Annotated in this window: 24 protein-coding genes; 4 read left to right on the plus strand and 20 right to left on the minus strand. The window is 63.0% G+C overall.

Annotated features, from left to right (window positions below; genetic code table 11):
* Positions 1–3 precede the first annotated feature (3 nt).
* The 17 genes from rpsQ to ACZ50Q_RS28015 all read right to left on the minus strand — a co-directional run bounded on the left by rpsQ (position 4) and on the right by ACZ50Q_RS28015 (position 11,291).
* The gene (gene rpsQ / locus ACZ50Q_RS27935; RefSeq protein WP_006216549.1) at positions 4–285 is read right to left on the minus strand and encodes a 30S ribosomal protein S17; all 282 of its coding nucleotides are present in this window, start codon (positions 283–285) and stop codon (positions 4–6) included.
* Positions 286–287: 2 nt separating this feature from the next.
* Positions 288–479: a 50S ribosomal protein L29 gene (gene rpmC / locus ACZ50Q_RS27940; protein WP_003806912.1), complete on the minus strand. Its 192-nt coding sequence runs from the start codon at positions 477–479 to the stop codon at positions 288–290.
* Between the two features lie 11 nt (positions 480–490).
* Complete coding sequence (rplP, locus tag ACZ50Q_RS27945; protein WP_006389610.1) at positions 491–907, minus strand: 50S ribosomal protein L16; 417 nt, start codon at positions 905–907, stop codon at positions 491–493.
* 2 nt (positions 908–909) lie between these two features.
* Entirely contained in the window at positions 910–1,701 is a 792-nt protein-coding gene (rpsC, locus tag ACZ50Q_RS27950) for a 30S ribosomal protein S3 (protein WP_056571007.1), read from the minus strand.
* A gap of 9 nt (positions 1,702–1,710) precedes the next feature.
* Entirely contained in the window at positions 1,711–2,040 is a 330-nt protein-coding gene (gene rplV, locus ACZ50Q_RS27955; protein WP_006227021.1) for a 50S ribosomal protein L22, read from the minus strand.
* 3 nt (positions 2,041–2,043) lie between these two features.
* Positions 2,044–2,319, minus strand: a complete 276-nt coding sequence (gene rpsS / locus ACZ50Q_RS27960; RefSeq protein WP_006216555.1) for a 30S ribosomal protein S19 — start codon at positions 2,317–2,319, stop codon at positions 2,044–2,046.
* Positions 2,320–2,331: 12 nt separating this feature from the next.
* Positions 2,332–3,159 (minus strand): 50S ribosomal protein L2, encoded by an 828-nt coding sequence (rplB, locus tag ACZ50Q_RS27965; protein ID WP_076518326.1) that lies wholly within the window; start codon positions 3,157–3,159, stop codon positions 2,332–2,334.
* Positions 3,160–3,456 carry a 50S ribosomal protein L23 gene (gene rplW / locus ACZ50Q_RS27970; RefSeq protein WP_006216557.1) on the minus strand — a complete coding sequence of 99 codons (297 nt, stop codon included), beginning with the start codon at positions 3,454–3,456 and terminating at the stop codon, positions 3,160–3,162. It abuts the gene before it with no gap.
* Complete coding sequence (gene rplD, locus ACZ50Q_RS27975) at positions 3,453–4,073, minus strand: 50S ribosomal protein L4 (protein WP_076518325.1); 621 nt, start codon at positions 4,071–4,073, stop codon at positions 3,453–3,455. The genes rplW and rplD overlap by 4 nt, the downstream gene beginning before the upstream one ends.
* Positions 4,074–4,077: 4 nt before the next feature.
* Positions 4,078–4,767 carry a 50S ribosomal protein L3 gene (gene rplC, locus ACZ50Q_RS27980; RefSeq protein WP_076518324.1) on the minus strand — a complete coding sequence of 230 codons (690 nt, stop codon included), beginning with the start codon at positions 4,765–4,767 and terminating at the stop codon, positions 4,078–4,080.
* Between the two features lie 404 nt (positions 4,768–5,171).
* Positions 5,172–5,483 (minus strand): 30S ribosomal protein S10, encoded by a 312-nt coding sequence (gene rpsJ, locus ACZ50Q_RS27985; RefSeq protein ID WP_003806903.1) that lies wholly within the window; start codon positions 5,481–5,483, stop codon positions 5,172–5,174.
* 74 nt (positions 5,484–5,557) lie between these two features.
* Positions 5,558–6,748 (minus strand): elongation factor Tu, encoded by a 1,191-nt coding sequence (gene tuf, locus ACZ50Q_RS27990; protein WP_142052172.1) that lies wholly within the window; start codon positions 6,746–6,748, stop codon positions 5,558–5,560.
* Between the two features lie 78 nt (positions 6,749–6,826).
* Entirely contained in the window at positions 6,827–8,929 is a 2,103-nt protein-coding gene (fusA, locus tag ACZ50Q_RS27995; RefSeq protein WP_092582890.1) for an elongation factor G, read from the minus strand.
* Positions 8,930–8,947: 18 nt separating this feature from the next.
* Complete coding sequence (gene rpsG, locus ACZ50Q_RS28000; protein WP_006216561.1) at positions 8,948–9,418, minus strand: 30S ribosomal protein S7; 471 nt, start codon at positions 9,416–9,418, stop codon at positions 8,948–8,950.
* 166 nt (positions 9,419–9,584) lie between these two features.
* On the minus strand, positions 9,585–9,962 hold the full coding sequence (rpsL, locus tag ACZ50Q_RS28005) for a 30S ribosomal protein S12 (RefSeq protein WP_005017264.1): 378 nt from the start codon (positions 9,960–9,962) through the stop codon (positions 9,585–9,587).
* 107 nt (positions 9,963–10,069) lie between these two features.
* Positions 10,070–10,345 (minus strand): hypothetical protein, encoded by a 276-nt coding sequence (locus ACZ50Q_RS28010; RefSeq protein ID WP_464080130.1) that lies wholly within the window; start codon positions 10,343–10,345, stop codon positions 10,070–10,072.
* Positions 10,346–10,496: 151 nt separating this feature from the next.
* Positions 10,497–11,291: a response regulator transcription factor gene (locus ACZ50Q_RS28015; RefSeq protein WP_464082048.1), complete on the minus strand. Its 795-nt coding sequence runs from the start codon at positions 11,289–11,291 to the stop codon at positions 10,497–10,499.
* Between the two features lie 164 nt (positions 11,292–11,455).
* Here ACZ50Q_RS28015 and ACZ50Q_RS28020 point away from each other — a divergent pair, with 164 nt between their 5' ends.
* Genes ACZ50Q_RS28020 through ACZ50Q_RS28030 form a run of 3 tightly spaced genes read left to right on the plus strand, consistent with a single transcriptional unit; the run spans position 11,456 to position 15,625 of the window.
* Positions 11,456–12,172: a response regulator transcription factor gene (locus ACZ50Q_RS28020; protein WP_092582889.1), complete on the plus strand. Its 717-nt coding sequence runs from the start codon at positions 11,456–11,458 to the stop codon at positions 12,170–12,172.
* A gap of 34 nt (positions 12,173–12,206) precedes the next feature.
* The gene (locus ACZ50Q_RS28025) at positions 12,207–13,313 is read left to right on the plus strand and encodes a FecR domain-containing protein (RefSeq protein ID WP_092582888.1); all 1,107 of its coding nucleotides are present in this window, start codon (positions 12,207–12,209) and stop codon (positions 13,311–13,313) included.
* Between the two features lie 8 nt (positions 13,314–13,321).
* The gene (locus tag ACZ50Q_RS28030; RefSeq protein WP_464080131.1) at positions 13,322–15,625 is read left to right on the plus strand and encodes a CHASE2 domain-containing protein; all 2,304 of its coding nucleotides are present in this window, start codon (positions 13,322–13,324) and stop codon (positions 15,623–15,625) included.
* Positions 15,626–15,649: 24 nt separating this feature from the next.
* Here ACZ50Q_RS28030 and ACZ50Q_RS28035 read toward each other — a convergent pair whose 3' ends face one another.
* The gene (locus ACZ50Q_RS28035; RefSeq protein ID WP_464082049.1) at positions 15,650–16,927 is read right to left on the minus strand and encodes a serine/threonine-protein kinase; all 1,278 of its coding nucleotides are present in this window, start codon (positions 16,925–16,927) and stop codon (positions 15,650–15,652) included.
* 155 nt (positions 16,928–17,082) lie between these two features.
* On the opposite strand from ACZ50Q_RS28035, the gene ACZ50Q_RS28040 reads away from it, so the two are divergent.
* Positions 17,083–17,478 carry a TssQ family T6SS-associated lipoprotein gene (locus ACZ50Q_RS28040; protein ID WP_076518319.1) on the plus strand — a complete coding sequence of 132 codons (396 nt, stop codon included), beginning with the start codon at positions 17,083–17,085 and terminating at the stop codon, positions 17,476–17,478.
* Between the two features lie 159 nt (positions 17,479–17,637).
* Here the strand turns inward: ACZ50Q_RS28040 and rpoC are convergent, their stop codons facing one another.
* Both rpoC and rpoB read right to left on the minus strand, forming a co-directional pair.
* Complete coding sequence (gene rpoC, locus ACZ50Q_RS28045) at positions 17,638–21,882, minus strand: DNA-directed RNA polymerase subunit beta' (protein ID WP_092582886.1); 4,245 nt, start codon at positions 21,880–21,882, stop codon at positions 17,638–17,640.
* A complete protein-coding gene (gene rpoB / locus ACZ50Q_RS28050) occupies positions 21,882–25,994 on the minus strand; it encodes a DNA-directed RNA polymerase subunit beta (protein ID WP_092582885.1) in 4,113 nt (1,370 codons plus the stop codon). Before rpoB ends, rpoC begins: the two co-directional genes overlap by 1 nt.

Below are 25,994 nucleotides of genomic sequence, written 5' to 3' on the forward strand. Positions count from 1 at the left end.
CACTTAGATGATACGTGCGGCTTCAACCAGACGCACCACGCGCCACGACTTCGAGCGCGAGATGGGACGGCCTTCAGCGATTTCAACCGTATCGCCTTCGTTGTACTGGTTCGACTCATCGTGCGCCTTGTACTTCGCGGAACGCATGATGATCTTGCCGAAGATGGGGTGCTTGACGCGGCGTTCAACCAGAACCACGACAGTCTTGTCCATCTTGTTGCTGACGACCTTGCCAACCAGCGTGCGCTGGCGCTTGGCCACTTGGGTGTTTTGAGTTTCGCTCATCTTTATTTCCCTGCCTTCTCGGTCAGCAAGGTACGAACGCGCGCAATGTCGCGACGCACGTTGCGCAGCTGGCTGGTGTTGGCCAGTTGCTGCGTGGCCTTCTGCATACGCAGACCGAATTGTGCCTTCAGCAGGCTTTCGAGCTCTTTGCCGAGCTCGGCGGCGTCTTTCGAACGGAGTTCGCTAGCTTTCATGTTAGTACTCCTTAAGCACCGATATGACGCGCGACGAACGTGGTCGAAATCGGCAGCTTGGCAGCGGCCAGGCGGAAAGCTTCACGCGCGAGCTCTTCGCTAACCCCTTCCATTTCGTAGAGCACCTTGCCGGGCTGGATTTCAGCAACCCAGTACTCCGGGTTGCCCTTACCGTTACCCATACGGACTTCGGCAGGCTTCTGCGAGATGGGCTTATCCGGGAAAATGCGAATCCAGATACGGCCGCCACGCTTGATGTGACGATTGATGGCGCGACGAGCAGCTTCGATCTGACGAGCGGTCAGACGGCCACGGCCCGTGGCCTTCAGGCCGAACTCGCCGAACGACACGTGGGTGCCACGGGTCGCCAGACCGGTGTTGCGGCCCTTCTGCTCTTTGCGATACTTTCTGCGAGAGGGTTGCAGCATGGTTATTCTCCTTCAGGCGCCGGAGCAGCATCCGCCTTGCGGGGAGCGCGGCCACGACCACCCGGACGACCGGTGCGAGCACCGTCCGGACGATCGCCACGCGGAGCGCGGCGCGGACGACGTTCTTCTTCACGCGGGGCTGCGGTTTCCGGCGGCAATTCGCCGTTGGCCAGCATGTCGCCCTTGTAGACCCAGACCTTGATGCCGATCACGCCGTACGTGGTGTGGGCTTCGGAGGTGCCGTAGTCGATGTTGGCCTTGAGGGTGTGCAGCGGCACACGGCCTTCGCGATACCACTCGGTGCGAGCAATTTCGATACCGTTCAGACGGCCCGAGCTCATGATCTTGATGCCCTGGGCACCCAGACGCATGGCGTTCTGCATCGCGCGCTTCATGGCGCGACGGAACATGATGCGCTTCTCGAGCTGTTGCGAGATCGAGTCGGCGATCAGTTGAGCATCGGTTTCCGGCTTGCGGATTTCTTCGATGTTGACGTGCACGGGCACGCCCATCAGGCGCTGCAGATCAGCCTTCAGGCTTTCGATGTCTTCGCCGCGCTTGCCGATCACCACGCCCGGACGAGCCGAGTAGACGGTGATGCGGGCATTCTTGGCGGGACGCTCGATGATCACGCGACCAACGGAGGCGCTCTTGAGCTTCTTCTTCAGGTACTCGCGAACGCGAATGTCTTCGGCGAGCATCGTGCCGAAGGCCTTGTCGTCGGCGAACCAACGCGAGGACCAATTACGGGTGACCGCGAGACGGAACCCAGTGGGGTGAATTTTCTGACCCATCGTGACTCCTTAAGCTCCGACCTTGACCGTGATGTGGCAGGTCTGCTTCTCGATACGGTTGCCGCGGCCCTTGGCGCGAGCGGAGAAGCGCTTCATCGACTGAGCCTTGTCCACAAAAATCGTGGTGACTTTCAGTTCGTCGATGTCGGCGCCGTCGTTGTGCTCGGCGTTGGCGATGGCGGACTCGACAGCCTTCTTCAGGATGACGGCAGCCTTCTTCGGCGAGAAGGTGAGGATTTCCAGCGCACGGCCGACCTTCTGGCCGCGGATCAGGTCCGCAACCAGACGGGTCTTCTGTGCGGAGATGTGAACCCCACGGATAATGGCAGTAGTTTCCATCGCTTACCTCTTCGCCTTCTTGTCCGCGGCGTGACCCTTGAACGTACGGGTCAGCGCGAACTCGCCCAGCTTGTGACCGACCATGTTCTCGTTGATGTACACGGGAACATGCTGCTTGCCGTTGTGCACAGCGATCGTCAGACCGATGAACTCGGGCAGGATCGTGGAACGACGCGACCAGGTCTTGATCGGCTTCTTGTCTTTGCCCGCGACGGCCGTGTCCACCTTTTTGATCAGGTGAGCATCGACAAACGGGCCTTTCTTGATCGAACGTGACATAGTGTTCGCCTCTTACTTGCGCTTGCGCCGTTGGACGATCATATTGTTCGTCCGCTTGTTGCGACGGGTCTTGTAACCCTTCGACGGAGTGCCCCACGGGCTGACCGGCTCGCGTGCTTCACCGGTACGGCCTTCGCCGCCACCGTGCGGGTGATCCACCGGGTTCATGGCAACGCCACGAACGGTCGGGCGGACACCGCGCCAACGCATTGCACCGGCCTTGCCGATTTGGCGCAGGCTGTGTTCTTCGTTACCGACTTCACCGATGGTGGCACGGCATTCGATGTGCACACGGCGGACTTCACCCGAGCGCAGACGCACTTGAGCGTAGATGCCTTCGCGAGCCAGCAGGACGGCGGAAGCGCCGGCCGAGCGGACCATCTGGGCACCCTTGCCAGGCAGCATTTCGACGCAGTGAATCGTCGTACCCACCGGGATGTTGCGGATCGGCAGCGTGTTGCCGGCGCGGATCGGCGCGTCGGTGCCCGACAGCAGGGTCGCACCGACTTCCAGACCACGGGGAGCGATGATGTAACGACGTTCGCCGTCGGCGTAGCACAGCAGAGCGATGTGCGCCGTACGGTTGGGGTCATATTCCAGACGCTCGACCTTTGCCGGGATGCCATCCTTGTCGCGACGGAAGTCGACGACGCGGTAGTGCTGCTTGTGACCACCGCCACGGTGACGGATGGTGATGTGACCGTTGTTGTTACGGCCAGAACCACGGGTCTTCTTTTCGAGCAGCGGCGCGTAGGGCTCACCCTTGTGCAGGTTCGGGCTGACAACCTTCACCATGCCACGGCGGCCAGCCGAAGTCGGCTTAACTTTTACGAGGGCCATTTACTTCACCTCCGCAAAGTCGATTTCCTGGCCGTCCTTGAGCGAGACGTAAGCCTTGCGCTCATTACGGCGACGGCCAACGAATCGGCCAAAGCGCTTGACTTTGCCCTTACGGTTGAGGACCTGCACGGACTCGACCTGCACCTTGAAGAGCAGTTCGACGGCAGCCTTGATTTCCGGCTTGGTAGCGTCAGCCACGACACGGAAAGCGACTTGCTGATTCTTCTCAGCGACGAACGTGGCCTTTTCGGTCACGATCGGAGCCAGAATGACTTGCATCAAGCGTTCAGCGTTCATCCCAGCATCTCCTCGAGTTGAGCGATGGCCGGCTTGGTGATCAGCACTTTCTTGTAGTGGACCAGCGACAACGGATCGGCATAACGGGGCTCGACAACGGCAACGTGCGGCAGGTTGCGGGTGGCGAGGTAAACATTTTCATCGACGCTGTCGGTGATGATCAGGACCGAATCCAGGCCCAGGCTCTTCAGCTTTGCAGCGGCAGCCTTGGTCTTGGGCGATTCCAGATCAAACGATTCAACGACGGCGATGCGGTCTTCACGAGCGAGCTGCGACAGGATCGAACGGATCCCGGCGCGGTACATCTTCTTGTTGACCTTCTGGCTGAAGTTCTCTTCGGGCGAGTTCGGGAAGGTCCGACCACCACCACGCCACAGCGGCGACGAAGTCATACCGGCGCGAGCGCGGCCGGTACCCTTCTGGCGCCAGGGCTTCTTGGTGGAGTGCTTGACTTCCGTACGGTCCTTCTGAGCGCGGTTGCCAGCACGGGCGTTGGCTTGGAAAGCCACCACGATCTGGTGAATCAGCGCTTCGTTGAAGTCACGGCCGAAGATCGTGTCGGGCGCGCTGAACGTAGCAGCGGCCTGACCTTGGTCGTTCAGGAGCTTGAGATCCATTTACTTACGCTCCCTTCTTGGCCGGGGCCTTGATGGCCGGGCGCACAACGATGTCCGCGCCAGCGTGGCCGGGGACAGCGCCCTTGACCAGCAGCAGGCCGCGCTCAACGTCAACGCGAACGACGTCGAGGTTTTGAACGGTGCGGGTGACGTCACCCAGGTGACCAGCCATGCGCTTACCCGGGAAAATACGACCCGGATCTTGAGCTTGACCAATCGAGCCGGGAACGCGGTGCGAACGGGAGTTACCGTGCGACGCGCGCTGCGAACCGAAGTTGTGACGCTTGATGGTACCGGCAAAGCCTTTACCAATGGTCGTGCCCGTGACGTCGACCTGTTGGCCGGCTTCGAACACGGATTCCACGGCGATCACGGAACCGGCCGAAAATTCAGCGGCGCGAGCGGGATCAAGGCGGAATTCTTTGAGGATGCTACCGGCTTCAGTGCCGGCCTTGGCATAGTGGCCCGTTTGCGGCTGAGCCACACGCGAGGCACGACGATTGCCATAAGCCACCTGGATGGCGGCGTAGCCGTCGGTTTCCAGCGACTTAACTTGGGTCACGCGGTTGTTGGACACGTCCAGCACGGTCACCGGGATGGATTCACCTTCCTCGGTAAAAATGCGGGTCATGCCGACCTTGCGACCCACCAGCCCCAGCCGGTGAGCGGCGGGCGTGGGTGTCGAATTCGACATCGTTTTCTCCATTCCCGACTGCGATTGGTCGGGGCTAATCAGGCAAAAGGTAACGGCCTTTGCCCTACGACTATGTACAACCTGGGCTAGGCCCGTCAGTGCCAAACAGCGGAAATGACCGGCGCTTTGCCCATAGTTAGTCTTGCCACAAAATGGCAAGCTTCGCATATTAGCATGATTTTTTCAGGCGGCACAAGCACTTAGCGGATTTGGGGCGTGCGGGCGTAGGCATTTTCGCGACGTTCTGCGCGGGCAGAAACGGCCGTCGCTGCCAGGTTCGGTTGGCGCCGGTAGTAAGCGCCCGCTCACATGGCTGGGCAGAAAAACAAAATGGCCGCAGTCCGTGAGGAGTGCGGCCATTTTTTGACGAACCTACCGGCGAAGGTAGCAGGCCCGCGAGCGCCTTATTGCAGCGCGATTTCGACGTCGACGCCGGCCGGCAGGTCCAGACGCATCAGGGCGTCAACGGTCTTGTCGGTGGGATCAACGATGTCCATCAGGCGCTGATGGGTGCGGATTTCGAACTGGTCGCGCGACGTCTTGTTGACGTGCGGCGAACGCAGGACGTCATAGCGACGGATACGCGTGGGCAGCGGCACCGGACCGCGGACGACGGCGCCGGTACGCTTGGCGGTGTCGACGATTTCAGCGGCCGATTGATCGATCAGCTTGTAATCGAAGGCTTTCAAGCGGATGCGGATCTTTTGGTTTTTCATGGCGTTTCCTAAAGAACGAAATGCGAGGGCGGGATCACGCCCTCGCTGGTTGGGTGCTGCTTAACAGATCCGGATTACTTCAGGATCTTGGCGACGACGCCGGCGCCGACGGTACGACCGCCTTCACGGATGGCGAAACGCAGACCTTCTTCCATGGCGATCGGGGCCAGCAGCTTGACGGTCATCGTCACGTTGTCGCCCGGCAGAACCATTTCCTTGTCGGCCGGCAGGTCGATCGTGCCGGTCACGTCCGTCGTGCGGAAGTAGAACTGGGGACGATAGCCGTTGAAGAACGGGGTGTGGCGGCCGCCTTCTTCCTTGGACAGGATGTACACCTCGGACGTGAAGTCCGTGTGCGGGGTGATCGAGCCCGGCTTGGCCAGAACCTGGCCGCGCTGGACGTCTTCACGCTTGGTGCCGCGCAGCAGGATGCCCACGTTGTCGCCGGCTTGACCTTGGTCCAGCAGCTTGCGGAACATTTCCACGCCCGTGCAGGTCGTCTTGACCGTCGGCACGATACCGACGATTTCGATTTCTTCGCCGACCTTGATGATGCCGCGTTCGATACGGCCGGTCACCACGGTGCCGCGACCCGAGATCGAGAACACGTCTTCAACCGGCATCAGGAACGCGCCATCGATGGCACGCTCAGGCGTCGGGATGTACGAGTCCAGCGCGGCAGCCAGCGCCAGGATGGCCTGCTCGCCCAGTTCGCCCTTGTCGCCTTCCAGCGCCAGCTTGGCCGAACCCTTGACGATCGGGGTGTCATCACCCGGGAAGTCGTACTTGGACAGCAGTTCGCGAACTTCCATTTCCACCAGCTCGAGCAGCTCGGCGTCGTCAACCATGTCAGCCTTGTTCAGGAAGACGATGATGTACGGCACGCCAACCTGGCGGCTCAGCAGGATGTGTTCACGCGTTTGCGGCATCGGGCCGTCAGCGGCCGACACGACCAGGATCGCACCGTCCATCTGGGCGGCGCCCGTGATCATGTTCTTCACATAGTCAGCGTGGCCCGGGCAGTCAACGTGCGCGTAGTGGCGCGATTCCGTTTCATACTCGACGTGGGCCGTGTTGATCGTGATGCCGCGGGCCTTTTCTTCAGGAGCTGCATCGATCTGGTCGTAGCCCTTGGCTTCGCCGCCGAACTTGGTCGACAGAACGGTCGTGATCGCCGCCGTCAACGTCGTTTTGCCGTGGTCAACGTGACCAATCGTACCCACGTTCACGTGCGGCTTGGTACGTTCAAACTTGCCTTTTGCCATGATCTCTATCCTTTAAACTTTCAAGGAAACTTGATTTCTGCCAGGGCCGCCCGAATGGGCGGACCCGGCAAGGGTTATTTACTTGGCCCGAGCGGCGATGACTTCGTCAGCGACGTTCTTGGGGGCCTCGGAGTAATGCTTGAATTCCATCGTGTACGTGGCACGACCTTGCGTCAGCGAACGCAGGTTCGTGGCGTAACCGAACATCTCGGCCAGGGGCACTTCAGCCTTGATGGTCTTGCCACCGCCGACCATGTCGTCCATGCCTTGGACCATGCCGCGACGCGAGGACAGATCGCCCATCACGGTGCCTGCGTAGTCTTCCGGCGTTTCGACTTCAACGGCCATCATCGGTTCCAGCAGCACGGGGCTAGCCTTGCGCATGCCTTCCTTGAACGCCATCGAGCCGGCCATCTTGAACGCGTTTTCGTTCGAGTCCACGTCGTGGTACGAACCGAAGAACAGCGTGACCTTGACGTCCACGACCGGGTAGCCGGCCAGGATGCCCGAAGGCAGCGTTTCCTGGATGCCCTTGTCCACCGCGGGGATGTATTCGCGAGGAACCACACCGCCCTTGATGGCGTCCACGAATTCGTAGCCACCGCCAGGAGCCAGGGGCTCGACCTTCAGCACCACGTGACCGTACTGGCCGCGACCGCCCGACTGCTTGACGAACTTGCCTTCGACTTCTTCGCACGTCTTGCGGATGGTTTCGCGGTAGGCCACTTGCGGCTTGCCGACGTTGGCTTCCACGCCGAATTCGCGCTTCATGCGGTCGACCAGAATTTCCAGGTGGAGCTCGCCCATGCCGGAAATGATGGTTTGGCCGGATTCTTCGTCGCTGCGCACGCGGAACGACGGATCTTCCTGAGCCAGACGCGACAGCGCCAGACCCATCTTTTCCTGGTCAGCCTTCGACTTGGGTTCGACGGCCTGCGAAATCACGGGCTCCGGGAAAATCATGCGTTCGAGCAGGATGTGGGAGTCGATGTCGCACAGCGTTTCGCCGGTGGTCACGTCCTTCAGGCCGACCACGGCGGCGATGTCGCCTGCCAACACTTCCTTGATTTCTTCGCGGTTGTTCGCGTGCATCTGCAGAATGCGACCGATACGTTCCTTCTTGCCCTTGATGGGGTTGTAGACCGTATCGCCCGACTTCAGGACGCCCGAGTACACGCGCACGAAGGTCAATTGACCCACGAACGGATCGCTCATCAGCTTGAATGCCAGCGCCGAGAACTTCTCGTTGTCGTCGGCATTGCGCTTGACCGCGTTGCCATCGTCGTCCTGACCGTCGACCGGGGGGATGTCCACGGGCGAAGGCAGGTAGTCGATGACCGCGTCCAGCATGCGCTGCACGCCCTTGTTCTTGAAGGCGGTGCCGCACAGCATCGGCTGGATTTCGCCAGCGATGGTGCGTTGGCGGATGGCCAGGTTGATTTCGGCTTCTTCCAGCGAACCCGTTTCCAGGTACTTGTTCATCAGCTCTTCCGACGACTCGGCGGCGGCTTCAACCAGCTTTTCACGCCATTCGTTCGCCAGACCTTCCAGCTCGGCCGGAACGTCCTTGTAGTCGAACTTGGTGCCTTGGCTGGCCTCGTCCCAAATGATCGCCTTCATCTTGACCAGGTCGACCACGCCTTGGAACGTGTCTTCGGCGCCGATGGGAATGACGATCGGCACGGGATTGGCGCGCAGGCGGTTCTTCAGTTGGTCATAGACCTTGAAGAAGTTGGCGCCGGTGCGGTCCATCTTGTTGACGAAGGCCAGACGCGGCACGCCGTACTTGTTGGCTTGACGCCACACGGTTTCGGACTGGGGCTGCACACCGCCCACCGCGCAGTAGACCATGCAGGCACCGTCCAGGACGCGCATGGAACGTTCCACCTCGATGGTGAAGTCCACGTGTCCCGGGGTGTCGATGATGTTGATGCGGTGCTCGGGGTAGTTGCCGGCCATGCCACGCCAAAACGCCGTCGTAGCAGCCGACGTAATGGTGATGCCACGCTCTTGCTCTTGCTCCATCCAGTCCATGGTGGCTGCGCCATCATGCACTTCGCCAATCTTGTGATTGACGCCGGTGTAGAACAGGATACGTTCGGTCGTGGTGGTCTTCCCTGCATCGATGTGCGCAGAGATACCAATGTTGCGATAGCGCTCGATCGGGGTTTTGCGGGCCATGGTGGATTAATCCTTAAATTACCAGCGGAAATGGCTGAAGGCCTTGTTGGCCTCGGCCATCTTGTGCGTGTCTTCGCGCTTCTTCATCGCGGCGCCACGACCTTCGGAGGCGTCGATCAGTTCGCCAGCAAGGCGCAGATCCATCGACTTCTCGCCACGCTTCTTGGCGGCTTCACGGAGCCAACGCATAGCCAGGGCCAGGCGGCGCACGGGGCGCACTTCAACCGGCACTTGGTAGTTGGCACCGCCAACGCGGCGGCTCTTGACTTCGACGATCGGCTTGATGTTGTTGATCGCCAGGCTGAAAACCTCGATCGGCTCCTTGCCGGTCTTGGTTTGCACTTGCTCGAGGGCGCCGTAAACGATGCGCTCGGCGACGGCCTTCTTGCCGTCCAGCATGACGACGTTCATGAACTTGGCGAGTTCGACGCTGCCGAACTTGGGATCGGGCAGAATCTCGCGCTTGGGTACTTCGCGACGACGGGGCATTGTTGCTTCCTTGTGTCTGTTCAGTTGAACCGTGTTTCATTACACGGCCATGGCCGCCCATTGGGACGACCCCTTACGTGCCGCGCACCTTCCCATCATCTGGATGGCGCGGTCGCACTTCCCTGGTGACGGACTTCCGCCACGCCGGGGTACTACTGACTTGTTATTAAGCCTTCTTCGGGCGCTTGGCGCCGTACTTCGAACGGGCTTGCTTACGGTCCTTGACGCCTTGCAGGTCAAGGGAACCGCGCACGATGTGATAACGCACACCGGGCAAGTCCTTCACACGGCCGCCACGCACCAGAACCACCGAGTGCTCTTGCAGGTTGTGGCCTTCACCGCCGATGTACGAAATGACTTCGTAACCGTTGGTCAGACGCACTTTGGCAACCTTACGCAGAGCGGAGTTCGGCTTCTTGGGGGTGGTGGTGTACACGCGAGTGCACACGCCGCGGCGTTGCGGGCAGTTTTCGAGCGCGGGGCTCTTGCTTTTGATGATGCTGACTTCGCGCGGCTTGCGCACGAGTTGGCTAATGGTAGGCATGACCTTTGAAATCCCTTTTACGTACCACTGGTAAGTACTTACGTACTCGTCTCCTGGAGCGGACGCGCTTTTGGAGAAGGCAGTTCGCGCAAAACCGCCTCAAACGTTCAAATACGTAAAAGAGCGGGCTTGCCAACAAACCATGACAAACGCACAAAACCGGAAAGCAGCCAGATCGGACAGTTGCTACTGATGGGCCGAATAACAAAAGGCTCGTGACGCACCTTCGTTAAGGGCCCTGAACTGCCTGCCTGAGCGTGCAGATTTTGCGCGCGAAATAAAGCAGTAAGCCCTTTAGCATAACTGAGATAAGGGACTACTGTCAAAATTTTTTGTAAGCGCCACCAAGCGGCAAGTTCACGCCAGAAGACGGGAACTTGCACGGTGCTGGTGGAAATTGGGGCCACGTAGCGGACAGTTGCGGAGCGCGGCAATGCGGCGGCTGCAACGATTTGCGGTGGCGGGAACTGCTCCGCGGTGAATTCATGCGGTGAACCCGTCGCAGTGTACCGCGCGCGGGCTTGGGCAGTGCGTCTATCGGTCGGTAAACAGGTAGCCGCTGCCGTAGACCGTCCGGATCGGCAGGACCACACCCGCCTGTTCCGCCTTGCGCCGCAACCGGCTGACAATGACGTCGATGCTGCGGGCGCTGCTCGCGCGCGCTCCGTCCCCCTCTAGCTGCAGTTCACGGCCGAGCGCCTCGCGGCCCACTGCCTTGCCCGCCGCATCGAGCAAGGTGCGCACGATGAGGCGCTCGTTGGCCGACAGCGACAGGATGACCCCGGAGGGCGCGGCCAGGGTCCAGCCCTGGTCGCGCAATTCCCAGCGGCCGTTGCCCGTTCCACCCATATGGGCGGGATCCGTGGCGACCGGCAGGCGCCGGGACAGGGACAACAGGATACAAACCAGTTCGCGGGGGTCCTGGGGATCGGGCAGGCAGGCATCCGCGCCACTTTGCAGGCAGCGCAGCCGGTTGTCCACCGACATGCCCCGGCCGATGACGACGATTCCCAGCGGCGCGGAACCATGCAGGCGCGCCACGAGGGCGTAGCCGATTTCGCCCGACGTCCCCAGATCGAGCACCACTGCGTCGTAATGCGCGCTGTTGAGCAGGCTGAACAATTCCAGCGAAGTCGAGCAGCCGCGGGCCGATATGCCGGCCTGTAACAATGTGGACACGGCGGATCCGCGTACAGCGTCGTCCATGGACATCACAAGTATGCGCAATTGATTCATCTTCTTTCCCGTCTGCATTCCCTCCCCTTGCACCGCCGGCTGTGATCGCGGCTGGTGGATACCTTTGAGACAGTGTGGCGCGCGGTAACGCAACAACTCCAGTCAAGATTCGTCAACTTTGCAATGTTTGACAGTTCTTGCCATAACGTTGCCGCCGAAGGGTTTTCCCGAGTTATCATTCGTTTACATAAATTCCCCCGTTTTGCTAGGTCGCCTCACGCGCGCCTGCGCAGCCAACTCTCGCGAGAACTCTTCTAATGAAAATCGCGTCGCTGGAAGACGACCTTGACCAGGCTCGGCGCATTCAGCAGGTCCTGTCCGCCGCTGGCTATGCTTGCACCAGCTACCACCAAAGCCGGGATCTGCTTGCGGCCCTGCGTACTGAAGTGTTTGACCTGGTGCTGCTGGACTGGCACCTGCCCGACATCGATGGCGACGACGTGGTCCGCTGGCTGCGCGCCCACATTGGCGCACGCATCCCCGTCATCTTCCTGACCAACCGGTCAAGCGAGGACGACCTGGTCGAGGGCCTGCGCGCGGGTGCGGACGACTACATCGTCAAGCCGCTGCGCCCCCTGGAACTGCTGGCCCGCGTGGCGGCGCTGCTGCGCCGCAGCCAGATCTCGGAGCCCGTCGACGAAACCATCGAGGTTGCGCGATATCGCGTTGATCCGGCGGCGCGATCCATTTCGCTGGACGACGTGGCGATCCCGCTGGCCCCCAAAGAATTCGAACTGGCGCTGCTGTTCTTTCGCAACGTGGGCCGGCTGATGTCGCGCGACGTGCTTGCCGAATGCGTATGGAACCGCGAGATTCCCGCCACCTCGCGCACGCTGGACACCCACCTGTCGAACATCCGGCAGAAGCTTCAGCTCCGTCCCCAGCACGGTGTGCGACTGACGTCGTCCTATGCGCTTGGCTACCGGCTCGAATTGGTCGGTCCGTCTGAAGACAGCCACGGCAGTTCGTCTTAGCCGCCTTGCCTGAATCCCTGGAGAATCGATTGCCATGAGCCGCTTCCGCGCGCTTTCTTTGCTTGTCCTGATTTCCTCGATCACGCTGGGCGCCCCCGCGCGCAGCCAACCCGCCGGCGCATTGGGGGAAGACTTCATCCATCGCGTCCGCCAAGGCGATACGCTGATCGAACTGGCCACGCAATACACGCGCAACCAGGCCAACTGGGGCCGACTGCAGACGATCAACAACGTCCTTACTCCGGAACGCTTGCCCATCGGACTGGAGCTGCATATCCCCCTGTCGATGATTCCGGTGCGCGACGCGCAGGCGCAGGTGGTCCACGTCAGCGGGCAGGCAAACCTGAATGGCAAGTCCCTGCAGCCCGGAACGCCGGTGCCCGAAGGCAGCACGCTGGAAACCGCGCCCAATGGCTTCGTCACGCTGCAGCTTGCCGACGGCTCCCGGCTCACGCTGCCCTCCAATGGGGCGGTCGAGCTCACGCGCCTGCGCCAGTTCGAAGGGACCGCGCTGACTGATTCGGTCATCAATGTGCGACGGGGAAGCGTGGAATCGAGCGTCGCGCCAGCCGGCCAGGGCGTGGGCCGATTCGAGATCCGCACGCCCGTGGCGGTGACGGGCGTGCGCGGCACGCGCTTTCGCGTTCAGAGCGGCGCGCAGGGCGTTCATAGCGAAGTGCTGCAGGGCAGCGTGAGGCTGCAGGCCCACGCGCCGGGCGACGCACCCGCCAAACCCGTTGCGGTGTCGCAGGGCTACGGCGCCGCGGTGGGAGCCGACGGCACCGTGTCCGGCGTGCGCCCGCTGCTGGCGGCGCCGCAACTGGGCGAGCCGGTCCGCTCGGGCGGCACCTGGTCGGTCCCATTTGCCCCGGTGGAAGGCGCGCTCAGCTATCTGGTGCGCGTCTCGCGCGACGCAGAAGGCACCTTGCCGGTGTCGTCCGCCAGCTTTCCCACCAACGACATCCGCTTTTCCGCCCCGGGTCCCGGCACGTTCTACGTCTCAGTGCGCGCCGTCGACAACCTGGGCCTGCACGGCCAGGATTCGGTCCGCGCTTTCGAAGGGGCGAACATGCTGATGACATCGTACGGACTTGGCGTCAGCAGCGGCACAGGCGGACTCGTGACGCTCACCGCGTACTAAGGCGCGCCATGGCCGACGCCGCCGACTCGCACGATCGGCCCTCGCGATCGGGGCTGTGGCTGACGATGGCGCTGGCTGCGCTGGCGGCGTTTCTCGGTTCATTCAACGGACTTGGCCGGCTCGACCAGGTCTTCTATGACCGCGCGGTCATGATGACCGAGCGCGCCGCCGATCCGGACATCCTGGTGGTGGCGATCGACGACGCGAGCATCGAGGCGCTGGGGCGCTGGCCCTGGCGGCGCGCGGTCCACGCGGCGCTGCTCGACCGGCTGAAGGGTGCGCGCGCCGTGGGCCTGGACCTGATCTTTGCCGAGGCGGACACGGTGAATACCGGCGACGACGCGATACTTGCCGACAGCATCCGGCGCAACAGCCATACCGTGCTGCCCGCGATCCTGGATCGCTTGAGAAATCCGAGCGCCATCGGCCTGCCCCTTCCCGAACTGGCGCAGGCCGCGGCATCCATCGGCTTCATCAATGCGGTGATCGACCCGGACGGCGTGGTGCGGGAAGCCGTGCTCACGACGCAGTTCGCGGGACACCGCTGGAACCATCTCGCCATCTCGATGCTGGAGGTCGGCGGCGAAGCCGAACACGCCCGGCGCCTGCTCACACGCGCCAATGCCGAGGGCCGTATCCTGATTCCGTATGCCGGCCCACCGACCCACATTCGGACGGTGTCCTACCTGTCCGTGCTGCGCGGCGACATTCCCCCGCAAGCCCTGCGCGGCAAATATGTGCTGGTGGGCGCCTGGGCAACCGGCCTGGGCGATGACTACCCGACCCCGGTGTCGCATGACGTCAGCGGGATCTCCGGCGTGGAGATCATCGCCAACATCCTGCAGGCGGCCCGCACCGACGTCGTCTATCAACGTCCGGCGGCCGGGTGGAATGCGTTATTCGCGCTGCTGCCGGTGCTGCTCGCGTGCCTGTCCCTGTGGCGCCTGGCGCCCAAGAAGGCGCTGCTCGTCAGCCTGGCACTGCTGGCCGTCATCCCGCTGGCCTCCTGGCTGCTGCTGGCCCACGCGTTCCTGTGGTTCGCGCCGACGGCCGCGTTGGCCGGCGTGGCGCTGTGCTATCCGCTCTGGAGCTGGCGCAACCAGGAAGCCGCGCTGCGCTATATGGACAACGAGCTGCGGCGGCTGCAGCGCGAGTACCCGCCGATCCTGAACGAAGCCCGTGTCCCGCTCGCCAATCCGAATGCGTCACTGGAAAGCCGTGTCGGCGAACTGCGCCGCGCGCTCGCGCGCGTGCGCAACCTGCGGCGGTTCCTGGCCGACGGGCTGGACGGCATGCCGGATGCGACGCTGGTCTTCGACCAGGATGGCCGCATGCGATTCCGCAACCAGGCCGCCGTCCAGTTCTTCCAGCACCTGGGCATTCGCGCTCCCCGCATCGGCCAGCCGGCGGCGCACTTGCTGGAGCGCACCCTGGCCGACGAAGGCGCGCGGGCGCGCGTGGCCGAGGCCCTGAGCGGACGCCACGCGGCCGATGCGGGAACGCCCTGGAGCGCGGACCTGGAAGTGCGCGACCGCGCGGGACGCGACCTGATGTTGAAGTGCGCCCCCATCCATACGGCCGAAGGCCAGTTCGCGGGAACGGTGGCCACGCTGACCGACATCTCGCGCATCCGGCAGGCCGAGCGCCAGCGCGAAGAGACCTTGCGCTTCATCTCGCACGACATGCGCGCGCCGCAAAGCTCGATCCTGGCGCTGGTGGAGATATCCCAGGAAGCAGGAGCGCAAGCGCTTGGCAACGACACGCTGGACCGCATCGCAATGCTGGCCAACCGCACGCTGCGGCTGGTCGATGACTTCGTGCACCTGACGCGCGCCGAATCCATGACGATCAGCGCCATCGAACTGGACCTGGGCAGCCTGCTGCAGGACGCCGTCGACGATTTCTGGCCGTCCGCCAACAGGCGCGGCATTGCGCTGGAGGTCACGACTCCGCTGCCGGTCGCCTACACGCGCGGCGAACAGACATTGCTGATGCGCGCGCTCTGCAACCTGGTCGACAATGCCATCAAGTACAGCGCCTCCGGCACGCGCATCGAATGCGGCATCGACGAGCTGCCCGGCTTCTGGCGGGTGCGCATCCAGGATCAGGGACAAGGAATCGCGCCGCAGGATCTGGCGCGGCTGTTCGAACCCTTCGCGCGCGTGGGGGTGGAAAACCGCGGCGATATCGGCGGGGCGGGTCTGGGGCTGGCGTTCGTGCGCACCGTCGCCGAGCGCCACGGCGGACGCATCGAAGTGCAGAGCGAGCCCGGCGTGGGCTCGCTGTTCATGCTGCACTTGCCGCAGGTGTAGTCCCGCTGCTTGCCGCCTGCGTCCCTATTCGAACGTATGCGAAATGACGGCCGGCTTGCCCGGCCTGACTTCCAGCGTCATGCGTTTGGGCGGAAGGTCGGCGTTGCGCACGACGACCTGGTACTTGCCAGGCACCAGCTTGAGTTCCTTGACCGGCGGACTGATGCCGCGCGCCACGCCGTTGATCCAGACTTCGCCCCAAGGACGGATGTCCAGGCGCACCGTGACCGGGACCGGCTTGGGCTTGGGCGCTTCGTCGACGGCCGCGGGCGCCGGGGTGGATTCCTGTGCCGCGGGCGGCGGCGCGGGCGCGGGCGTGGTCGTGACATCGGCCGGCGCCGCGGGATTCGCCGTCGACGGTGTGGCGGCGGAATTGGCTGCCGACTCCGGACCAGGCATCGCGCCGCTGCCAGGCTGGGGCGCGGGATCCGCGGGCTTCTGCACCACAGCGGGCGGCGGGGCCGGCGCCGCGGCTTGCGGCAAGGGATGCACGACTGGCGGATTCGGCTGCACGACTTCCGATCGGGTGATGAGGGCGTTGGGCGTTCCCAGGCCCCATTGAAACCACGCGTACACGCCCGCGCCGATGAGCGCGAGGATCAGCAGCAGCAACAGCAGCGGTCCGCGCCGACGGGCAGGCGGGCGTGGCTCCGGGATGCCGGGCGCGGGCGCGACCTTGGCCGACTCGTCCAGATCGTCCGTGTCCGCGACGGGTTCATCATAGGCGGCCACGCCCAACAGGCTGGCCAGCTCGGCCAGGGTTTGGGGCCGCGCCTGCGGATCCATCGCCAGCCCCGCATCGATGACCTGGAGGAACGCTTTCCCGTACTTGGGCAGCTCCATCGAGGCCAGGGGCTCATACGCGTCGTGGGCGCGGCGCTCCGGCGCGGGCGGCGGCCGGGTCCCGGTCACGAGAGCGTGCGCCACCGCGCAAAGCGAATAGATGTCGGTCCAGGGGCCTCGCGGCCATTCCATGGAATCGGTATAGAGTTCGAACGGCGCAAAGCCGGCAGCCGGCGTCCTGCTCGCGCGCCGCGAGCGCGCCACCACCAGTTCGGGCAGCAGGTGCGCACGCGCCCCCTCGTCCATGCCCACGGTTTCCAGCGAAATATCGCCGCAGACTTCGCCCTGCGCGTGCAGGGCGACGAGGGACGGCAGCAGGTCGGAAAGGAGCCGCTTGATGCGCGATTCCGGGACGCCGCCCGCCGCGCTGGCGGCAATGGCGCTCAATGGGCGCAACGCCAACGGCGCGGCGCCGGAAAACGGGCCACGCGGCGTCAACAGGCCGGCGGGAGTAGACATCATCGAAGCTGCGCGGGCGCGCCAAAAACGGTTCAGGGGCTATTTAGGCGGAATATTATCCAATCCGCAGCATCAGGACATTGCCGAAGATGTCCGAGCGCATCAGGCTGTGGCACGATAGCGTACCGCGTCACCACCCTACATCTTTGGAAGCCATGAAAATTCGCATCCTGAGCAGTCTGCTTGGCGTATCGGCCCTCCTGGCCGGCTGCGCGGGCATCTCCGCATCACAACCCGAGAGCCCCCCCACGGCCGAAGCGCTGGCCGAGTTGCAACAGGTGCGCGACCAGTACGGTGCCGGCCGTTACGGCGAGGTGATCCGTGGCGTCGCCACCTCCGATACGCTGGCGGCCTCGTCCAAAGCGGTTCGCATCGAAGCCTACAAGCTTCAGGCTTTCAGCTATTGCGTCACCCGCTACACCCAGCTTTGCGAGGACAGCTTCTCCCGCATTCTTGCCCTGGATCCGACTTTTGAACTCGCCCCCAACGAGGCCGGTCATCCGGCTTGGGGCCCCGCCTTTCAGCGCGCACGCGCACAGCTTGTGAAGTAGTCCTGCCGCCCCCTGTCAGTCGCACGCTGCACGCCGCACACAGCACACAGCACCCAACACGCAACACACAAAAAGAAAGGCCGCTGATTTTCATCAGCGGCCTTTGATTTTCAGGCTGTCCCCCGCATCGCTGCGGGGGAACCTGTCCGGGAATCCCGCTTATTCGGCGGAGTTCTCGGCGCCGGTGTCGGGCGCGGGCGTTTCCACATCCGAGCCCACCGTGACCGGCGCGTCCTCGAACGGGTTGGCCTGCTGGCGAGCGGCTTCGCGTTCCGCCGCCTCCAGCAGTTCCTTGTCGCGGCGAGCGTGGTGGTACGCCAGGCCGGTACCCGCCGGGATGAGGCGGCCGACGATGACGTTTTCCTTCAAGCCGCGCAGGTCGTCGCGCTTGCCCATGATGGCGGCTTCGGTCAGGACCCGGGTGGTTTCCTGGAACGAAGCGGCCGAGATGAACGAGTCGGTCGACAGCGAGGCCTTCGTGATACCCAGCAGCACGTTGTCGTACGTTGCCGGACGCAGGTCGGCAGCCGTGACGCGGTCGTTTTCGTTCAACAGCTCGGAGCGCTCGACCTGCTCGCCCGGGATGAACTCGGTGTCGCCCGCGTCGACGATGTTCACACGGCGCAGCATCTGACGAACAATCACTTCGATGTGCTTGTCGTTGATCTTCACGCCCTGCAGACGGTAGACGTCCTGCACTTCGTCGACGATGTACGTCGCCAGCTTCTCGATGCCTTGCAGGCGCAGGATGTCGTGGGGATCGGCCGGGCCGTCCACGATCATTTCGCCCTTGTTCACCACCTGGCCGTCGTGCACCAGAACCTGCTTTTCCTTCGGAATCAGGAACTCGTGGCTCACGCCTTCCAGGTCGGTGATGACCAGACGCTGCTTGCCCTTGGTGTCCTTGCCGAACGAGACCGTGCCGGTGACGTCGGCGAGCATGCCGGCGTCCTTCGGCGAACGGGCTTCGAACAGTTCGGCCACACGCGGCAGACCGCCGGTAATGTCGCGGGTCTTTTGCGATTCCTGCGGAATACGCGCCAGGACTTCACCCACGGCAACCTGCTGGCCGTCACGCACGGTGATCAGCGCGCCCACCGGGAACGAGATGTTCACCGAGTGATCGGTGCCGGCGATCTTGACGTCTTCGCCGTTCTCGTTGACCAGCTTGATCTGCGGACGCATGACGATCTTGCCGCCACGGGTCTTGGGCGTGATGACGACGAGCGTCGACAGGCCGGTGACTTCGTCCACCTGCTTGGCAACGGTCACGCCTTCTTCGATGTTCTCGAAGCGGACGGCGCCACCGTATTCCGACACGATCGGACGGGTCAGCGGATCCCACGTCGCCAGGCGCGCGCCAGCCTTCACGGCTTCGCCATCGCCCACCAGCACGGTCGCGCCGTACGGGATCTTGTGGCGTTCGCGTTCGCGGCCGTTGTCGTCGAAGATCGCCAGTTCGCCCGAGCGCGAGATCGCGACACGTTCGCCCTTGGCGTTCGTGACGTAACGCATCGTGCTGGCAAAGCCCACGGTACCGGTGGACTTCGTTTCCACCGCGCTGGCCAGGGCCGAACGCGACGCCGCGCCACCGATGTGGAACGTACGCATCGTGAGCTGCGTGCCCGGTTCACCGATGGACTGGGCAGCGATGACGCCGACTGCCTCGCCCTGGTTGACCGACGAACCGCGACCCAAGTCACGGCCATAGCAATGCGCGCACAGGCCGTGACGCGTTTCGCAGGTCAGCGGCGTGCGGACCTTGACTTCGTCCACGCCGATGCGGTCGATGGTGTCGACCAGGTCTTCGTCCAGCAAGGTGCCGGCGACGATGGCCGTTTCCTGCGTGTCCGGATTGACGATGTCCACGGCAGCCACGCGGCCGAGGATACGGTCGCGCAGCGGTTCGATGACTTCACCGCCTTCGACCAGGGCTTTCATGTTGTAGCCCTGCGAGGTGCCGCAGTCGTCTTCGGTGATGACCAGATCCTGCGTCACGTCGACCAGACGGCGGGTCAGGTAACCCGAGTTCGCGGTCTTCAGTGCCGTATCGGCCAGACCCTTACGCGCACCGTGGGTGGAGATGAAGTACTGGAGTACGTTCAGGCCTTCACGGAAGTTCGCGGTAATGGGCGTTTCGATGATCGAGCCGTCCGGCTTGGCCATCAGGCCGCGCATGCCGGCGAGCTGGCGGATCTGGGCAGCCGAACCGCGAGCGCCCGAGTCAGCCATCATGTAGATGGAGTTGAACGATTCCTGGCGCACTTCCTCGCCGTGACGGTTGATCACGGGTTCGGTCGCGAGCTGTTCCATCATCGCCTTGCCGACCTTGTCGCCAGCCTTGCCCCAGATGTCCACAACGTTGTTGTAGCGCTCTTGGGACGTGACCAGACCCGACGAGTACTGCTTGTCGATTTCCTTCACTTCGCGGCTGGCTTCGGCCAGGATGCCTTCCTTGGCGGTCGGGATCAGCATGTCGCCCATGGCGATCGAGATACCGCCGCGCGTGGCCAGGCGGAAGCCCGACTGCATCAGCTTGTCAGCGAAGATCACGGTGTCGCGCAGGCCGCAGCGGCGGAACGACTGGTTGATCAGGCGCGAGATTTCCTTCTTCTTCAGCGCCTTGTTCAGGACGGTGAAGGGCAGGCCCTTGGGCAGGATCTCGGACAGCAGCGCACGGCCGACCGTCGTCTCGTGACGGCGGATGACCGGCTGCCATTCGCCGTTCTCGTCGCGCTCGTGTTCCTTCAGGCGCACGGTGACGCGGCTTTGCAGCTCGACTTCGCCGTTGTCATAGGCGCGCTGGACTTCAGCGACGTCCGTGAAGAAGATGCCTTCGCCACGGCCGTTGATGCGCTCGCGGGTCGTGTAGTACAGACCCAGCACGATGTCCTGCGACGGCACGATCGACGGTTCGCCGTTGGCCGGGAACAGCACGTTGTTCGACGCCAGCATCAGCGTGCGCGCTTCGAGCTGGGCTTCCAGCGACAGCGGCACGTGAACAGCCATCTGGTCACCGTCGAAGTCGGCGTTGAACGCCGCGCAAACCAGCGGGTGCAGCTGGATGGCCTTGCCTTCGATCAGCACCGGCTCGAACGCCTGGATGCCCAGACGGTGCAGCGTGGGCGCACGGTTCAGCATGACCGGGTGTTCGCGGATGACTTCTTCCAGGATGTCCCAGACCACCGGTTCCTGGCTTTCGACCAGCTTCTTGGCAGCCTTGATGGTCGTGGCCAGGCCCATCATCTCCAGACGATTGAAGATGAACGGCTTGAACAGTTCCAGGGCCATCAGCTTGGGCAGGCCGCACTGATGCAGCTTGAGCTGCGGACCCACCACGATGACCGAACGGCCCGAGTAGTCGACGCGCTTGCCCAGCAGGTTCTGACGGAAACGACCGCTCTTGCCCTTGATCATGTCGGCCAGCGACTTGAGCTGGCGCTTGTTGGCGCCCGTCATGGCCTTGCCACGGCGGCCGTTGTCCAGCAGCGAGTCGACAGCTTCCTGCAGCATGCGCTTTTCGTTGCGCAGGATGATTTCAGGCGCCTTGAGCTCCAGCAGGCGCTTCAGGCGGTTGTTGCGGTTGATGACGCGGCGGTACAGGTCGTTCAGGTCGGAGGTCGCGAAGCGGCCGCCGTCCAGCGGCACCAGCGGACGCAGGTCCGGCGGCAGCACGGGCAGCACTTCCATGACCATCCACTCGGCCTTGATGCCGGACTTCTGGAAGCCTTCCAGCACCTTCAGGCGCTTGGAGATCTTCTTGATCTTGGCTTCCGAGCTGGTGGCCTTCAGCTCACCGCGCAGCGTTTCCACTTCGCGATCGATGTCGATGGTGCGCAGCAGTTCGCGCACGGCCTCCGCGCCCATCAGGGCACGGAAGTCGTCGCCGTACTCTTCGGTCTTGGCGAGGAAATCGTCATCCGACATGATCTGGCCGCGCTTGAGCGGCGTCATGCCGGGCTCGATCACGCACCAGGCTTCGAAGTACAGAACGCGTTCGATGTCGCGCAAGGTCATGTCGAGCACCATGCCCAGACGCGACGGCAGGCTCTTCAGGAACCAGATGTGCGCGACGGGGCTGGCCAGCTCGATGTGGCCCATGCGTTCACGGCGAACCTTGGCGACGGTGACTTCCACGCCGCACTTTTCGCAGATCACGCCACGGTGCTTCAGGCGCTTGTACTTGCCGCACAGGCACTCGTAGTCTTTGATCGGGCCAAAGATCTTGGAGCAGAACAGGCCGTCGCGCTCGGGCTTGAACGTGCGGTAGTTGATGGTCTCGGGCTTGCGGACTTCGCCGTAGGACCACGAACGGATCTTCTCGGGCGAGGCGATGCCGATCTTGATGGCATCGAACTGCTCGTCTTGCGAGACTTGCTTAAAGAGGTCGAGTAGCGCTTTCATTAGTTACGCTCCAAATCCATGTCCAGGGCCAACGAGCGGATTTCCTTGACCAGAACGTTGAACGATTCCGGCATGCCGGCATCGATCACGTGGTCGCCCTTGACGATGTTCTCGTAAACCTTGGTACGACCGTTGATGTCGTCCGACTTCACCGTCAGCATTTCCTGCAGGGTGTAGGCGGCGCCGTATGCTTCCAGCGCCCACACTTCCATTTCCCCGAAACGCTGGCCGCCGAACTGCGCCTTGCCGCCCAGCGGCTGCTGGGTCACGAGCGAGTACGGGCCAGTGGAACGAGCGTGCATCTTGTCGTCGACCAAGTGGTGCAGCTTCAGGTAGTGCATGTAGCCGACGGTCACGGGGCGCTCGAATTGCTCGCCCGTGCGGCCGTCGAACAGCCATGCCTGCGTACGCGAAGGCGTGAGCGCCATGCGCTCGGCGACGTCGTCCGGATAGGCCAGTTCCAGCATCTTGGTGATTTCCTCTTCGGTCGCACCGTCGAAGACGGGCGTCGCGAACGGCACGCCGTTCTTGAGGTTCTGGGCCATTTCCATGACTTCGTCGTCGGTCAGCTCGTCGATGCGCGCGCCGGAGCCGGTCGTGTTGTAGACCTTGTCCAGATACGCGCGGACGTTCTTGACCTGCGCCGTGCGCTCGTCGCGCAGCATGTCGGCGATGCGATGGCCGACGCCCTTGGCAGCCCAGCCCAAGTGAACTTCCAGCACCTGGCCGACGTTCATCCGCGAGGGCACGCCCAGCGGGTTCAGAACGATGTCGGCCGGCGTGCCATCAGCCATGTGCGGCATGTCTTCCACCGGCGTGATGCGCGAGACCACGCCCTTGTTGCCGTGACGGCCCGCCATCTTGTCGCCAGGCTGCAGACGACGCTTCACGGCCAGGTAGACCTTGATCATCTTCAGCACGCCCGGGGGCAGCTCGTCGCCCTGCGTCAGCTTCTTGCGCTTCTCTTCGAAGGCCAGGTCGAACTGGTGACGCTTCTGCTCGAGCGATTCCTTGGCCTGCTCCAGCACGACGGCGTGCGGCTCATCGGCCAGGCGGATGTCGAACCACTGCCAGCGATCCAGGTCGGCCAGGTAGGCCTTGGTGATCGTCGCGCCCTTGGCCAGCTTGCGCGGGCCGCCGTTGACGGTCTTGTTGATCAGCATCTTCTCGATACGATCGAACTGGTCGTTTTCAACGATGCGCAGCTGGTCGTTCAGGTCCTGGCGATAGCGGCGCAGTTCATCGTCGATGATGGACTGGGCGCGCTTGTCGCGCACGATGCCTTCACGCGTGAACACCTGCACGTCGATCACGGTGCCGGTCATGCCCGAGGGCACGCGCAGCGAGGTGTCCTTAACGTCGGACGCCTTTTCACCGAAGATGGCGCGCAGCAGCTTTTCTTCCGGCGTCAGCTGGGTCTCGCCCTTGGGCGTGACCTTGCCGACCAGCACGTCGTCGGCGCTGACTTCGGCGCCAATGTAGGTGATGCCGGAATCGTCCAGGCGGTTCAACTGCGTTTCAGCCAGGTTGCTGATGTCGCGGGTGATTTCTTCCGGACCGAGCTTCGTGTCACGGGCGACAACCGTCAGTTCTTCGATGTGGACCGAGGTGTAGCGGTCATCGGCCACGACCTTTTCGGAGATCAGGATCGAGTCTTCGAAGTTGTAGCCGTTCCAGGGCATGAACGCGATCAGCATGTTCTGACCCAGGGCGAGTTCGCCCAGGTCGGTCGATGCGCCGTCAGCCAGCACGTCGCCCTTGGCAACGCGGTCGCCACGCTTGACGATCGGACGCTGGTTGATGTTCGTGTTCTGGTTGGAACGCGTGTACTTGATCAGGTTGTAGATGTCGACGCCCACTTCGCCGGCGACGTTTTCTTCGTCGTTTACGCGAATCACGACGCGCTCGGCGTCGACGTGGTCGACCAGGCCGCCACGCAGCGCCTGCACGGTGGTGCCCGAGTCAACGGCCACGGTGCGTTCGATACCCGTACCCACGACCGGCTTTTCCGGACGCAGGCAAGGCACGGCCTGACGTTGCATGTTGGCGCCCATCAGTGCGCGGTTCGCGTCGTCGTGCTCCAGGAACGGAATCAGCGAGGCAGCCACCGACACGATCTGCGACGGGGCAACGTCCATGTAGTGCACGTTGGCCGGCGCGGTCAGCATCGTTTCGCCCGCTTCACGGCAGGCCACCAGGTCGTCGACGAAACGGCCTTCTTCGTCCAGCGCGGCGTTAGCCTGCGCGATGACGTAGTGGCTTTCTTCGATGGCCGACAGGTAATCGATCTGCTCGCTGACGCGGCCGTCGATAATCTTGCGATACGGCGTTTCCAGGAAGCCGTACTCGTTCAGACGAGCGTACAGCGCCATGGAGTTGATCAGACCGATGTTCGGGCCTTCCGGCGTTTCGATCGGGCAGACGCGGCCATAGTGGGTCGGGTGCACGTCGCGGACTTCGAAGCCGGCGCGCTCGCGGGTCAGACCGCCCGGGCCCAGTGCGGAAACACGACGCTTGTGCGTGATTTCCGACAGCGGGTTGGTCTGGTCCATGAACTGCGACAGCTGGCTCGAACCGAAGAACTCCTTGATGGCGGCCGAGATCGGCTTGGAGTTGATCAGGTCGTGCGGCATCAGGTTTTCCGTCTCGGCCTGGCCCAGACGTTCCTTGACGGCGCGCTCGACACGCACGAGACCGGCGCGGAACTGGTTTTCGGCCAGTTCGCCCACGCAACGCACGCGGCGGTTGCCCAAGTGATCGATGTCATCGATCTGGCCACGGCCGTTACGCAGCTCGACCAGCACCTTGATGGTTTCAAGGATGTCTTCGTTGGTGAGCGTCATCGGGCCGGTGATGTCCTCACCACGGCCCAGGCGGCTGTTGACCTTCATGCGGCCAACGCGCGACAGGTCGTACGTTTCTTCGCTGTAGAACAGGCGCTGGAACAGCGCTTCCACCGCTTCTTCGGTGGGCGGTTCGCCAGGACGCATCATGCGATAGATGGCGACGCGCGCGGCCATCTGGTCGGCGGTTTCGTCGGTGCGCAGCGTTTGCGAAATGTACGGGCCGCGATCCAGGTCGTTGGTGTACAGCGCCTGGAATTCGTGCACGTTCGCGGCGCGCAGGGCGCCGAGCACGCTTTCCGTGATCTCGTCGTTGGCGTTGGCGATGACTTCGCCGGTGTCTTCGTCAACGATGTTCTTGGCCAGCACGCGGCCGTACAGGAAGTCTTCCGGCACGGAGATGCGCTGGATGCCGCCGGCAGCCAGGTCGCGCAGATGCTTGGCGTTGATGCGCTTGTCTTTTTCGACGATCACCTTGCCCGAACGGTCGGCGATATCGAAGCGGGCCATTTCGCCCTTCCAGCGCTCAGGCACGAATTCCATCATCGCGCCTTCGCTCTTCAGTTCGAAGTTGTCGAAGTCGAAGAAGTTGGCCAGGATGGATTCCGGCGTCATGCCGATGGCCTTGCACAGGATCGTGACAGGCATCTTGCGACGGCGGTCGACGCGGAAGAACAGGACGTCCTTCGGGTCGAATTCGAAGTCCAGCCACGAGCCGCGGTAAGGAATCACGCGGGCCGAGAACAGGAGCTTGCCAGAGCTGTGCGTTTTGCCGCGGTCATGTTCAAAGAACACGCCGGGCGAACGGTGCAGCTGCGACACGATGACACGTTCGGTGCCGTTGATGACGAAGGAACCCGTGCCCGTCATGAGCGGAATTTCGCCCATGTAGACTTCCTGTTCCTTCACTTCCTTCACGGTGGGCTTGCTGACTTCGCGGTCAAGCAGCACCAGGCGGACCTTGGCTCGCAGGGGCGAGGCATAGGTCAGGCCACGTTGCTGACATTCCTTGACATCGAACACCGGTTCGCCGAGCACGTAGCTCACGAACTCCAAGCGCGCCATACCGTTGTGACTAACGATCGGGAAAATCGACGAGAACGCCGCCTGCAAACCGTCGGCTACGCGTTCGGACGGGGCGGTATCCGCCTGCAGGAAAGTTAGGTAGGATTGAAGCTGAGTCGCCAAAAGGAAGGGAACGTTTTGAACGTCTTCACGCTTGGCGAAGCTTTTGCGGATGCGCTTTTTTTCGGTGTACGAGTAAGGCAT

The organism is Achromobacter sp. T5-5, assembly GCF_055397965.1.